We start from the raw sequence: 13,517 nt of genomic DNA, 5'->3' as shown, positions 1-13,517 counted from the left end.
CAACCACCTACACCGAATAAAGGCGCTGACCCAAAAATGGATGGAGGATTACAGTACAAGGCATCCCCACTCATCCATCGGGGATATGCCGCCTAGGGAATACAAGAACCGTTTCGGGGAAGAATTCTTCCCCGAAACAGACCACTTTAATGATAATTTTATGAATTTAGCGATATACTAAAATGGGTAAGGCTACAATTGTTCAGGCACTATGACGGTCAAGGCTTTCTTTTCAATACCGATGAAAATGGTATTGTCCTCCACGGCATGGAACTCCCCATCAATCTGGGAATCAAAATGGGTACCTGGGAGAGTTGACAGAGCTAGGGTCGTAGTTTGAAAATGCCTTGCCTCCTTGAGCAAGTGCGGCCGGTTCATCAAGAGCAAGACACCCAACACCAACATTTTGACCCTGTTGACCTTGGTAACGACCAACACATCCAAAAGTCCGTCCTGCAAGGATGCTTGGGGTGTAAGGCTCAGATGGTACCCCATCACATTGGTATTGGAAACAAACACCAAAAAGGGGGTCGTCTTCCATTTCCTGCCATTCGCCTTTATTTCGATCTCCTGGGGTTTCGTCAATTGCTTTAAGGAGGTTATGCACGCAGCCAGATACCCAGATAGGGTACGCCTATTGGACGATTCGTAATTCTTGATGACACTGGCATCAAAACCAACTCCCGTATTACTGAAAAAAAAGCGACCGTTCATCCGCCCCACATCAATTTTGGTCATATGGGCATTCCGCAAAAGTCCCAGTGCCTCACACAAGTTCTTAGGGATATCGAGGTTGGAAGCCAAACCATTTCCGGAACCAAAAGGTATGATGCCCAAGGGGATGTTGGTTCCCACAAGACAGGAAGCCACCTCGTTTATGGTCCCATCTCCGCCGCAGGCCACTATAATATGGGCTCCTTCGTGCAAGGAAGCCTTGGTCAATTCCGTGGCATGCCCTGGATAATTGGAAATTTTAAGACATAAATCAAAGTGTTTCGCCTCAAAATACTGCGACAACAATACTTCGTTGATCGTGGAGTCGCCCTTGCCTGCAATGGGATTTACAATAAAATGGACATTCTTCATAGGTTTACTTTTAGATCCAGCCCATTATGGTTGTAGAGGTAATCGGCAAGTTGGTAATAGGAAATGGTCTCGTTTAAAAACGCAGTGTCCATTGGTTCTTTCGATAGGCTGTTATTTTTTTTGTCCCAGTTATATTGATTGGCGGTCTTTCCATCGCCCAACACCATCAATTCATCCTTCTTTAATAGGCCCAATTTTCTGTAATTGCCCACAAATGCACGTTGGTCTTCTGGTTTCATACTGAACACATCGCGACCAAAAAAATTGTTTTTATAGTTCCAGCCCAACAAGGAGAAGAGCGTTGGCATCACATCTATCTGGGAACATTGCCGGGTAATCTTATATCCTTTACCCCCTTCCAGATTTACAATAATGGCAGGGATGTGATAGTTGTCCACATCCAATTCCCACTTTCCTGCACTGCTTGCACAATGGTCTGCCATAATCACAATCACCGTGTTGTTATACCACGATTTGGCCTTGGCCTGTCTTAAGAATTGACCAATGGCGAAATCGGTATATTTTACGGCCCCACTTCGCGATGTGCCCGAGGGGATATCGATTTTACCTTCTGGGTAGGTATAGGGTTTATGGTTGGATGTGGTCATGACAAAATCAAAAAAGGGAGTGCCCTGCTCTACAGATTTGTCCGCTTCATTCAAAACCTTATTGAAAATATCCTCATCACAAACGCCCCAAGCATTTTCAAAAGTGACCTCATCATCTTCAATGTTTTTGCGTGAAGTGACAATATCCCGAGAGGGTAAAAATCCACGTCCTCGGTCCACAATGTCAAACCCATTACCACTGAAGAACTTGTCCATATTGTCAAAATACCCATCGCCGCCATAAAAAAAGGTTCTACTGTACCCCTTTTCTTTGAAAACCTCACCGATGGTGAACAGGTTTTGGTTATGCTTGCGTTTTACAATGCTCCTGCCCGGAGTTGGGGGAATGCTCAAGGTAATGGCCTCCATGCCCCTCACGGTACGGGTGCCGGTGGCATACAGGTTAGAGAAATAGGTCTCCGCCTGTGCAATGGAATCCAAATTTGGGGTCAGCTGTTTTTTATTTCCGAAAATGCCCAGATAGTTGGCACTCAAACTCTCCACACAAATCAAGATGATATTCGGTTTTTTTTCAACACCCCCTTTTATGGCGCGAAGAATATTGTCTTCGGGTTCCAGCAGACTGTCCAAAGGACCTGTTACCTGCTTTTGCACCTTGTTAAGGGCTTCTTTTTCAGAAATGGTTTTGTAAAAATCGGTGTAGCTGAGCTCATTGTTCCGAAACGCTGCGAAGAAGGAATATATCCCTGCTTTCGAAAGCTCATTGTTATATCTGTTTTCTGAGGTTTCTGCAGAATCGTTATCAATGGAAGCGGTATAAAACGATACAACCAAAATAGCCGCCAAAAAAGGAACCAACTTCACTTGAAATCCATCATGTGCCGAAAATACCTTTTTGAAAAACCCTTTACGTGCGAAAAGCCAAACTGTCGTTGTAACTAAAATGACCATACCACCGATCAAAAGTGGTAAGGGATAGGATTCGTTAATGTTTTTGACCACTTCGTAGGTGTAGATGAGGTAATCCACCGCAATAAAATTGAACCGTCTTTGGAATTCATCCCAAAAGGTGATTTCGGCAAAAAAGGAAAAGTAAACAACGAGCAATGCCAGGGAGAACCCAAAGTAGACCAAGATTCTATCCAACAAAGAACCATAAAACCGTTTGGGAAAGAACAAAAAATACAGGGAGGCCACTACGTAGAAAAATGACACTGTACCCAAATCAAAAAACAATCCTGTAAAAAATATCTTCAGCAAACTAAATAGGGAGTGTTCCACTTCCGTAAAATCCAGGATCAGAAAAGATAGTCGTATCAAAAATGACAGTGCCAAAAAAAGAAGGGCAAAGGCATTGATCAGGGCGTAACGCGAGGGAAATAGTTTTAACTTCATGGGTATTCCAATTAATTCAATATGTAAATGAGCTTTGTTTTATAGCTTACTCTCTAATTCATTTCAAATTTGAATCCGAGACCAAAATAGTTGGCCTTTAGGCCCGTGGTCCGGTGGTAGTTGTTGTACTTCACATCAATGCTCTTCAATCCAAATCCCAAGGTCTTGAATTGGGTAAAAATGTCCGTATACGTGATTCCAAAACCAATCTGATGGGCGTCGTAAGCCGAAAGATCATAGTCTGAGGTATAATATTGACTTGTGGACAAATGCTCATCAAAAGGAGCGAAATAATCTATCTGGTTCTGGGTGTAATAGCGATAGGATGGATAGAAGGTAAAATTCTGCCCTACTTTCACCGGGATTTCCACACTCGCTGTATGCGACTGCAATCCCCAGTCATCAAAATAGTAGCGATAATAGGTGCGAACCGTCAAAATCTCATTGATATAATGATTCAAACGGATGCCCACGGGTATTTTGAACCGGGTATCGGGCAGTCGTTCCATATCATCGGCCAACATAAACACATCCCTGTTCTCTGCAGAGGTGTAGAACGGAATACTGGCAGGATTTCCAATAAAATAGTTGGGTACATCGGCAAAATAGACCCGCTGCATGGGGTTAGAGAGCCATCCCTGCTGTTGGACCACATCGGCGAAGATTGAAATTTGGGTGTTCTTGCCCAATATCTGCGACAAAGAGACCGACAATGCGAAACTGTTCCGCTTTTTGTCCGAAATCAAACTGAAATTCTCCACAGGACGCCAAGTCAATGAACCACTCTTATTGGTAACCAATCCATTTCTATTCAAAATATCCACTCCAGAAAAGAAGCCGGCGTTCAAATTGCCATCCACTTCCACATAGCTGTCCAATTCAGTAGGGTATCTAGGATTCCATTGGTCCAAAAACACACTACCCTTGAGGCTTAGCTCCGTATTTTTTTCGTTGAAAAGTCGCGTATACCCTCCACCAAAACCAATGGAGGTATAATCATACTCCGTGGCAAAAGACACATTGCCACTCACTATTTGATCACGGTCTTCCGAACTATGGGAATACCCAATATTAACACTGCCCCAAGTATCCTGTCGGGATGCGCCGGAAGAGGCCACCCACGGACTTCCAATAGCACCGGAATAGCTTCCTCCATTGTTGTCGTCATCCTCTTCGTCGTCGTCATCTCCGCCACCACCTCCACCGCCACCGCTGGAAGCTCCGCTTAAACCACCGGAACCAGTTACGTCAAACGGGTTTAAATTGCTGGAAGAGGCAGAAGTGTATGTTGAAATGCCCACATCTACACTCAGCACATCGTCGTCATTTAATGGAACGCTCACCACAATGGATGGTGCCACATCCGTAAGCCGCTCATTTCCGATACCACCGGTAACGGATGCATTGTTTCCAGTTTGTTCATAGTAACTGGAGAGGATATCCACTTCGGTGGTTTCCAAGACCCGTTTTTTATAGGAGTTGACATTTTCCTGTTGGGCCATCCCAAGCATTGGGATACATAAAAGTATTAGCCAAAATCTATTCATGCTCTTGTTAATTGCAACCACAACCGCCTCCTGTTTTTCCTCCATTTCCGCCAGAAGCACCCTCCCGGTATACTTGATAACTCGTCTCAAATTTTGCCAGTTTCTTATCCGCCAAAACCATGTCTGGATCATTGATGTTGACCTTTTCATACTCGTGCAGGACCGCACAAGACGACAGGCTTAACAAACTGTATAGGGCAATTGCTATTTTCTTCATAGTTGGGTTTATCTACTTTGGGTTTCCACGCCTTTCAAGGCAATATTTTTGGAAGTGATGATTTTATTATTGTCGTCCACTAGGATACATTCCACGCCTTTTAATTGATTCACGAAATCCAAGCCGGTATCCACGCCCATCACAAAAATTGAGGTGGCAAGGGCATCGGCCAATTCAGCATTTGCCGTAAAAATGGTGGCGCTCCGCACTCCTTTGCTGGGATAGCCTGTTCTTGGGTCGATGATATGGGTATAGCGTTCCCCGTTTAGAATGACGAACTTCTCATAATTACCAGATGTCACCACCGCTTGGTCCTTTACCGGCAACCAAGAGAAGACCTTATCCTTGTTGAGCGGGTTTACGATGGCCACCATCCAATCCTTGCCATCGGGTTGTGCGCCCCACGCATTTAAATCGCCAGAGGCATTGATGATTCCAGAGGCAACCCCATTTTTCACGAGTAATGCCTTGGCCCTATCCGCTGCATATCCCTTTCCAATGGCTCCGAATCCAATCTTCATGCCTTCATTCTTCAGGAATACGGTCCCATTTTCTTGATTCAAGACAATATTTTGATACCCCACTTTGGCAACGGATTGCCTTATGGCTTCCTCCGAAGGCATTTTCATGACGGAACCGTCAAATTTCCAGATGCGGTCCATGGAAGCATAGCTGATATCGAATGCCCCTTGGGTCAATTTTGATATTTTGATGGCCCTTGCAATCAGATTGAAAAGTTCTTGGTCCACTTTCACAGGAGCCACTCCAGCGTTTTGATTGATTTTAGAGGTCTGCGAATTGGGGTCCCAAGACGAAATCAAGCGCTCAATTCTTGAAATCTCAGCAATCGCCATGTCTAAATAAGCATCGCCCTTGGTTTGATTTTCGGTTACCACGGTAAGGTCAAACCGGCTACCCATCAATTTTAGGGTACGCTGAAAGACTTGGAGCTGAGTTCCATCATCAATCCCTTGGGAATACCCAGAAATCACAAAAAGGAAAAGGGTCGCACTCAATAAAAATCGATTTATCTTAGGCATCTTCAGATTATTAGAAGGCGTTCAACTTGTTGAAGTAGGCTTTTGGTGTAGTTTTTTCATACCCAGCTTCGCCCAACACCTTTCCAGAAGCATCCAACACCACCACAAAAGGGAAGTATCCATTAGGGTTGTATTTGGAAGCCAACATTTTGTTGTGCTCCTCTTGTGCTTCGGGCAATCTGTTTTTCTGCTTTCTGGGGAAATCGGCCTTGAGCATCACAAATCGGTCCTTGGCCAAATTTTGGAATTCATCGGTACTCCAAACCTCGCGATCCAACTTAATGCAAGGCGCACACCAGTCAGAACCTTGAAAGACCAAAACAATATTATTATCGTTCTTTTGGGCCAAGTCTTTGGCCTTTTCAAAATTGATTTGCCACTCTTGGGCCGAAAGATTTTGTATCAGTAAAAAACAGCCTATCATCAAGGCTGTCAACCATTTTTTGCAATGCATAGTTCAGATGTTAAAATTCTTTTTCATTACTAAGACAGGCAAAAAACCATACACCCTATTTTTTCTAATTATTTTTGTGCCTTATAAAATAGTTTCGCCCTAATCAGCACATGACAGAGGAAGAACCATCCATTTGCGAGCAAAAAATCTACAATCGAATTTTTCGCACCCATTATGCGGCGGTGACCCGATACATTTATTATAAATGTGGCGATCTGCAACAGGCGGAGGACATTGTTCAAAATGTTTTTGTAAAGCTTTGGAAATTGTGTGCCACCGTTTCCTTTTCCAAAGTGAAGGCGTACCTCTACCGCGCGGCCAACAACTCATTTCTTAATGAAAAAGAGCATGAAAAAATCGTAGTAAAGCACTTAAAAAGTACCAATGCTTCCGTGGACCATGAAAGTCCGGAATATTTGATGCAGATGGACGAGTTCCATGAAAAACTGAAGCAGGCCATTGCCTCTTTGCCTCCAAAAGAAAGGGAAGTGTATCTATTGAGCCGAATAGAAAAGAAAACCTATCCCGAAATTGCCGAAATGACCGGGGTCGGTGTAAAGGCCATTGAACGAAGAATGGGCAAAGCTTTGCTTCAACTCCGTGAAGTTTTGGGAAAAGAATTAAAATTTTAATAGGGTGAAAAAGAAATCAACTGTCCTATAAATAAGAGCGATTATGCCTATGGATGAAAATTACGCCAACGAAGATTTTTTGGCCCGATGGATTGCCGGAGCGTTGACTCCGGAGGAACAGGCAGGGTTCGAGGCATCCGATGTCCACAAGCAACTTATGGCTATTGATAATGCTGCCAGCTCGCTTAATGGCCCAGACATAGATGTGGAAAAGGCATTGGCTTTGGTGATAGAAAAAAATCAAAACGTCCAAAAAGAATCCAAGGTAAGACGCTTATGGTGGGTGGCAGCAGCGGCTGCATCCATTGCATTGTTATTTGCCGGGTACACCTATTTCTTCGGATATAAAACCTATTCCACTAGTATTGGCGAAAAAGAGACCGTACTTCTTGCGGATGGCTCTCTAATTGAGCTAAATGCCAATTCCAAATTATCCTACAAGCGATTTGGTTGGGAGGAAGACCGCATCGTGGATTTTGAAGGGGAAGCTTTTTTTGATGTACAACCCGGTGGGGATTTCAAGGTAAGGATCAGCAAAGGAACAGTTTCCGTATTGGGCACCCAATTCAACGTACGGGACCGGAAAGATTTCAAAGTGCAATGCTATGAAGGTGCCATTATCTTCACGCCATTGACCAAGTCCAACCCCACCGAACTCTCGCAAGGAATGATGCTTGAAATTAAAGAAGGTCAAATTCAGCAAACGGAATTTTCTGGTGATGCTCCCGATTGGAAAAAAGGGTATTCATCTTTTGTAGAACAGCCTTTTTCAACAGTTCTGGAGGAACTTTCCGTTCAATTTCCGGTTACTTTTGAGCTAAACTCCGTGCAAACAGACCGACTTTTCACTGGAAGATTTACGCATAAGAATCTTGAAAGCGCCCTTAAGACTACCATGGAACCCATGGGCATCAAATATCATATTTCGGCAGACAAAAGAATTGTTACCTTGTCTGGTGAATAGATGAGGTACTTTAAAATCCTATTGTCATTACTCTTTTTGGGCATTTCCATGACCTATGCCCAAGAAAATCTATTTTATGAATTTGAGAACACCTCACTCAAAGAAGTAATTCAGCAATTAGAAGCGGACACCCAACTCAGTTTTTCTTTCGCAGAGGATGTGGTGGACGAAAAAAAGATTACGGTTCAAGTGGACGGACTCACCTTGTTTGAACTCCTTGCCGTACTCGAAGCACAAACCGGACTTCATTTCGAGAAAATTGAGGGACAGCCCCAAGTCATCGTTACGCCAATTTCAAATTCAAATCAAATCTGCATTTCTCTGCTAGACCAAGAAACCCGATTGCCCATTACGGAAAATCAGGTTGTGGTCGACTCAATCTTGGTGCTTGAAACCAATCAAAAAGGGTTGCTTCAATTTGAAAATACAGAACAATCCAGTTATTTGCTTCACGTTTCGGGTTATGGTTCTGTGAGTGTTCATTCTTCGGAGGATTGCGTCCCGATTTATCTTTCTCCCGTCTACAAGCAACTCAAGGAAGTGGTGGTCACTTCCTACATCACCACAGGGATAGACCGAAATCGGGATGGCTCTATCACCCTCACCCAAAAACCTTTGGGGCCCATTCCCGGGCAGACCACGCCAGATATTTTACAAAGCATTCAAATGATTCCTGGGGTTTCCAGTTTGGATGAATCAGCTTCGGAGATTCAAATCCACGGGGGAACTTCAGACCAGAATCTGGTGCTATTTGACCATATTCGGGTGTTCAATTCAGGGTATTTGTATGGGATGTTCTCAAGGTTCAATCCGTATGCCACCGAAAAGGCGATAATCTACAAAACCGGGACCAGTACTGTTTATGGAGACCGCGTTTCCGGGGTTATTGATATCACTACCGACGATACCATCGCCCAAAAGGTTTCCGGAGGGATTGGGATTGATGGCTTGAGTGCGGATGGCTATTTAAAAATACCCTTGTCCCAAAAATCCTCACTGTCGCTTTTTGCGCGAAATGCCTATCTGGATGTATTTGAAGGACCCACCTATGAAGCCTATGAACGAAAAATTTTCAACAATACCGGCATCATAACCGACAGCCGCGGCAATCCATTGAATGTGAATACGGATGATGATTACACCTACGAGGACAGTGACAATGACTTTCGGTTCTATGACCTGAATGCCAAGTATGTGTATCAACCTTCGCTGAAGGACAAGATTGCCATCAGTGCCCTCATGACCCGAAACCGCACCCAATTTTCCTTTATGAATGATGGAGAAACCAAAAAGGACTCGCTTACCACTGGGAATGGTGGGGTGAGTGCCAACTGGACGCATCATACCTCCCCAAACCAAACGGAGGAAATCACTGCCTACTTTTCTTCATATGACTCTTATTATAAAAACGAAGAACTCTTGGACAATGAATTGGAGGAGACCAATATTCGTGGTAATAGGATCAGCGATTTTGGCTTGGAACTGAAATCAGATAGAACTTTTAAGAATGATGACCGATTGAGCTTTGGATACCAACTCTCCAATACCAATTTGGAAATTGACCTGAGTGCCATATCCAACGTTGAACGGGAAAACAACATCAGTCTCCCCGTACACGAGAGTAATTTTAAAAACGTACTGTTTGGCGAATACACCATTACCAAAGCCAATTCGGGCATCTATAAATTGGGGATTAGGGCGGTGCATTATGGAAGTTTAGGAAATATCTATCTGGAACCTCGTTTGAATCTGGAACTTCCCATTTCCAAATCTTCGCGGATTCGGGCTGGATTGGAAAGACGGAACCAACCCATTTCACAGCTGATTGAATTCAATCAAACTGAACTTCGATTGGACAACAACATTTGGCGGCTTTCGGACGATGTCAATTTTCCGCTTTTACAAAGTAACCAGATTTCAGCAGGGCTTCTTTTTGATAAAAAGGGATGGACCTTGGATGCGGAAGTTTTCCACAAGCGGCTCACTGGGCTAACCACCTATAGCCAAGGGTTCAATTTACCCCGGCCAGAACTCAGTGAAGGCAAAAGTCGCATTTTAGGAATGGACTTGCTCGTTAAAAAACGTATCCAAAACTATCGATTTTGGATGGGCTATTCTTTCAATGATGTCAATTTTACCTTTGATGCGGTTCAAGAAGACAGTTTTTCCGGAAACAATGACATCACCCATAGTTTTCGAATATCCAACAGCATACAATTCAATGGTTTACAATTATCGTTGGGCTGGCAATACCGCACTGGTCTTCCTGTTACCCTCATTGAAAATTATGATGAAGAGACCCAGCAAGTCAATTTTGGCCCCTTAAATGCGGGTCGTTTGCCCGATTTTCATCGCTTGGATGCCTCGGTGGTCTATCAGTTTGGATTGGGAGAACGTAACTCCAGAATGCAATTGGGCTTTTCAGTACTCAACATTTACAATCGTATTGTTCCGCTTTCCATCATTCACCGCACCTCTCAACAAAATGGTGAACTTATTTTGGAACAGGTGATCCACAGGCGTTCGTTGGGGCTTACCCCAAACTTTACGTTAAGGGTCTTTTTTTAGGCTAATTGCATCTTGTCCCAATGTGCAACTCCCTATGAACATTGAGGATTTCCCCATACACGGTATCGAGGTATGCGTTCAAATCCTCCATGATTCTACTGGTCGGGAACGCTTTTCCACGAATTTTGTCCCAATTGCACACCGGAATGTCCCGCTTGATACTGATTTCTGCACGCTCCTTTTTGACCGTTATGCGAACATATATATCGTAGATGCTCGGGTCATTGCGCTTTTTCCTGACGAAGAAATTGATTCCTAAAGTACTGTCTGTCCCATGTGGTAATAATTTTAATTGAACAATTGTCATTGGTCAGACTGCCCTTTGACCTCAATCGTTCATACCTAAAATTACAACAATCAGTGTACCAGTGTGCACACCTTATTGCACACCAAAAATATGGTTTCAAATGATATCAGATGGAATCATAAAAAATGAGAAGCAGTGATAATCATACAATTAACAGTGCTTTGTTTCTGCCTATAAGGCGGTTCGTCGGAATGACTGAACCATCTATATTTTTATAAGTTACTGTAAGTCAGAAACCAGCACTGATATTTTAAATCTTGCACACCTTATTGCACATTTAATATGAAAATGAGAATAAGACTACGTCCTAATTAGTATAAAAATACAGATTTCAATTCAATTGGAATCAAACTCCCTTTAAATTTAGCTTATTGCTTAGAATCAACTTCCATAATATGACCATTTAAAAAATCAGAGCAATCGTATTATTTCTTGATTTTTCACAATAGTATTTATAAATGACATTAGTTCAAACATCCTCAATAGTGCCCACTTTTTATAAATCCATCAAATTTGCGCTCATTTTTATTGTACTGCACTTATATTGGAAACGCCGGAGAAAATTGCACCCTCAAAACTAACACAAAAATCTAATTTTCAACGCCCTAAAAGCAAATATCGGGGGGCTCAAATTTTCAGTTTTTGGTGACCTTAACCATCCTCCTCGCCCAGTATAAGCAAAGAAATTAAAGATTTCGATATTAGGCCACTAAATACCGTAAAAACTTTAAACCCCATTTCTTCCCAATGCTTTCTGCCTTACCTTATATTCTCCTCTACTGACAAAAGAACATTGCTTAGATTAAGGCCTCCAATGGAGTTTAGTGGGTTATGGATTTGGTCAGTATCAATATTGGATTGAAAAGATTCAAATAGGTACACTTTACATCTTTCCCTTTAATCTGAAATAACTGAAAAGTTACATTTCGTACCGCTAAAGGAAACCCAAAAGAAACAATCGCTTTCAAATCCCAACACGCAAACCAATAAAACTTGTAAAAACAAAACAGCAACCCAAAAAAAGTTGCTGTTGATGTATAAACTTAGGTAAAATAACTATTTTACTACATTATAATAATTGTTCTGTTAACCTGACTTTTTTAGTTCACTTAAAACCGGATTAACCTTCTTTGCTATTTCATCGCCCCTTTTGGCCATACTGGTTAAGAGTAGAATCAAAGCCTTTCTTTTCTTTAATGACAATATTTCTAATGATTCCAAAAACACATCCAATGTTTTGGGTGAATTGATTATTCTCATGACTATTATTGACGCCCATCTTGGTGATTTCAAAACAAATTCGGGTAATGAAATAAATAGTTCTTGAATATAAGTAAAATCATCAAATGATTCAATTGTATGTATTATTGAGAACATCAGTTCGTCAAACTCAAATTTATCATCCATCACATCCAGTAGTTTGGATATCATAGCAGGATTACCCGTAGAAAATATCTCTTCAAGTTTATTTTCAAACTTTAAAACATAAGACTCGTCTCGTGTCTTGGGCTCTATCTCAATTAACTCATTAATTAACTTATCCAGCATTATTTTTTATATAAGTTAGGAAACTTTTTAATATTCAATTTTACAACATTTTGCAAAGCATCCCTAACTTGTCCCCCATATAATCCATCTTGCATATATATTTGCCTCGCATCTTTTATGTCCGTGGCTAATGATAATCTTGCAGAAATGGAGGCATCTGATTTACGTCCATAAGACGCAGTTCTTCTATGACGTCCCCCGACACCAGGATAAGGTTGTTCCATATTCATGGATACCCCTTCCCCCGTACTAATTCCCTTACTTTTCATATAATTAGCGGATGGCATATGATGTGGAGTAATGTTATCACCTTTTGTTCCTGCATTAATTAATTCATCATAAGTACCCACTTCCAACTCTCCAGGTAATAAATCTAATTCATCGGAGACCTTTGTTGTTGCTTCTGCAACTTCATCTCCTCCTCCTTTTAAAAGACTTCCTAAAAATTTGAAAAGCCTTCCTGGTGCTTCAGGCATCAATCCATCACCAACTAAACTACTGAAAGCATCTAGTCGATTATCATGCTTATTTAAATCCTGAAGTTCTCCGTTTAAATAAAAAACTACATGACCATCATCCATTTGGGCGGAACTCAAAGGACCATCGCCCAATACCATGTCGAATTCAATTTTCTGACCAGTAATATTTGCAGTATATTCTGCCTGTGCATAATATGCGTTCCAATCCTCTTCGGTCTCACAACTTGGACATTCTGCATTTGCTCCACTAGGGTCAGCCCAATATATAGGATTATTATCAAACCCTGTATAGGTTGACATCGAATGATGCGTCACCAGATCTATCGCAGTAAATCTACCAATTGCAGCATCGTACTGTCTAAAATCCATCTCATACAATCCCGTAGTCTCATCAAGTTCTACTCCATTGTACTTCCACTTCTGCGCCACACTGTTGCCAAGTGGCGACATGGGTATGTCGTTGTACCCTTTGTGCTTAAGGCCGAAAGGATAGTAGTTGTTCTCCTCCACTATTTCCAGGTCGCCATTGTCATCTTCCACATAGCTCAGGCGTATGTTCCCCAAGTGGTCCTTGTACTGGTACACATAGTCGTAACCTCCATTACCATCAGGGGTCACATAGCCCTCCGATTGGCCAAAGAACTGCAATGTTCCTCCCTGGTAGATATAGTTGCCCGCATAATCTGTCACAGAACTTCCCGTGGACACCGT

The 13,517-nt window shown here is 42.3% G+C and carries 13 protein-coding genes; 4 read left to right on the top strand and 9 right to left on the bottom strand.

Annotated elements, in window-relative coordinates; all coding sequences use genetic code 11:
• On the top strand, positions 1-181 hold a 181-nt coding region (locus K1F36_RS19310; RefSeq protein WP_220115256.1), incomplete at its 5' end, for an integrase core domain-containing protein.
• 11 nt (positions 182-192) lie between these two features.
• On the opposite strand, the gene K1F36_RS19305 is transcribed toward K1F36_RS19310, so the two are convergent.
• The 6 genes from K1F36_RS19305 to K1F36_RS19280 are packed head-to-tail and all read right to left on the bottom strand — an operon-like array spanning position 193 to position 6,308.
• On the bottom strand, positions 193-1,086 hold the full coding sequence (locus tag K1F36_RS19305; RefSeq protein ID WP_220115255.1) for a diacylglycerol/lipid kinase family protein: 894 nt from the start codon (positions 1,084-1,086) through the stop codon (positions 193-195).
• Positions 1,083-3,050, bottom strand: a complete 1,968-nt coding sequence (locus K1F36_RS19300; protein ID WP_220115254.1) for an LTA synthase family protein — start codon at positions 3,048-3,050, stop codon at positions 1,083-1,085. Before K1F36_RS19300 ends, K1F36_RS19305 begins: the two co-directional genes overlap by 4 nt.
• Positions 3,051-3,103: 53 nt before the next feature.
• Positions 3,104-4,597 (bottom strand): DUF3570 domain-containing protein, encoded by a 1,494-nt coding sequence (locus K1F36_RS19295; RefSeq protein ID WP_220115253.1) that lies wholly within the window; start codon positions 4,595-4,597, stop codon positions 3,104-3,106.
• Between the two features lie 7 nt (positions 4,598-4,604).
• The gene (locus K1F36_RS19290; protein WP_220115252.1) at positions 4,605-4,814 is read right to left on the bottom strand and encodes a DUF4266 domain-containing protein; all 210 of its coding nucleotides are present in this window, start codon (positions 4,812-4,814) and stop codon (positions 4,605-4,607) included.
• Positions 4,815-4,822: 8 nt separating this feature from the next.
• The gene (locus K1F36_RS19285) at positions 4,823-5,854 is read right to left on the bottom strand and encodes an FAD:protein FMN transferase (protein ID WP_220115251.1); all 1,032 of its coding nucleotides are present in this window, start codon (positions 5,852-5,854) and stop codon (positions 4,823-4,825) included.
• Positions 5,855-5,864: 10 nt separating this feature from the next.
• Positions 5,865-6,308: a thioredoxin family protein gene (locus K1F36_RS19280; protein ID WP_258539154.1), complete on the bottom strand. Its 444-nt coding sequence runs from the start codon at positions 6,306-6,308 to the stop codon at positions 5,865-5,867.
• A gap of 110 nt (positions 6,309-6,418) precedes the next feature.
• Between K1F36_RS19280 and K1F36_RS19275 the strand changes: the two genes are divergently transcribed.
• Genes K1F36_RS19275 through K1F36_RS19265 form a run of 3 tightly spaced genes read left to right on the top strand, consistent with a single transcriptional unit; the run spans position 6,419 to position 10,472 of the window.
• Positions 6,419-6,940, top strand: coding sequence for an RNA polymerase sigma factor (locus K1F36_RS19275; protein ID WP_220115250.1), 522 nt, complete (start codon positions 6,419-6,421; stop codon positions 6,938-6,940).
• A gap of 43 nt (positions 6,941-6,983) precedes the next feature.
• Positions 6,984-7,904, top strand: coding sequence for a FecR family protein (locus tag K1F36_RS19270; RefSeq protein ID WP_220115249.1), 921 nt, complete (start codon positions 6,984-6,986; stop codon positions 7,902-7,904).
• Entirely contained in the window at positions 7,905-10,472 is a 2,568-nt protein-coding gene (locus K1F36_RS19265) for a TonB-dependent receptor plug domain-containing protein (RefSeq protein WP_220115248.1), read from the top strand.
• A 1-nt stretch (position 10,473) separates the two neighbouring features.
• Here K1F36_RS19265 and K1F36_RS19260 read toward each other — a convergent pair whose 3' ends face one another.
• The 3 genes from K1F36_RS19260 to K1F36_RS19250 form a co-directional block, all read right to left on the bottom strand.
• A complete protein-coding gene (locus K1F36_RS19260) occupies positions 10,474-10,779 on the bottom strand; it encodes an Arm DNA-binding domain-containing protein (protein WP_220115247.1) in 306 nt (101 codons plus the stop codon).
• Between the two features lie 1,086 nt (positions 10,780-11,865).
• Entirely contained in the window at positions 11,866-12,327 is a 462-nt protein-coding gene (locus K1F36_RS19255) for an Imm30 family immunity protein (protein ID WP_220115246.1), read from the bottom strand.
• The coding region (locus K1F36_RS19250; protein WP_313790090.1) for an RHS repeat domain-containing protein at positions 12,327-13,517 on the bottom strand (1,191 nt) is incomplete at its 5' end. The genes K1F36_RS19255 and K1F36_RS19250, both read right to left, overlap by 1 nt.

This window comes from Flagellimonas abyssi (assembly GCF_019457905.1).
GTDB classification, from domain to species: domain Bacteria; phylum Bacteroidota; class Bacteroidia; order Flavobacteriales; family Flavobacteriaceae; genus Flagellimonas; species Flagellimonas abyssi.
Note: the sequence above shows the minus strand (reverse complement) of the source record. Positions and strands in the feature narration are given on the sequence as shown.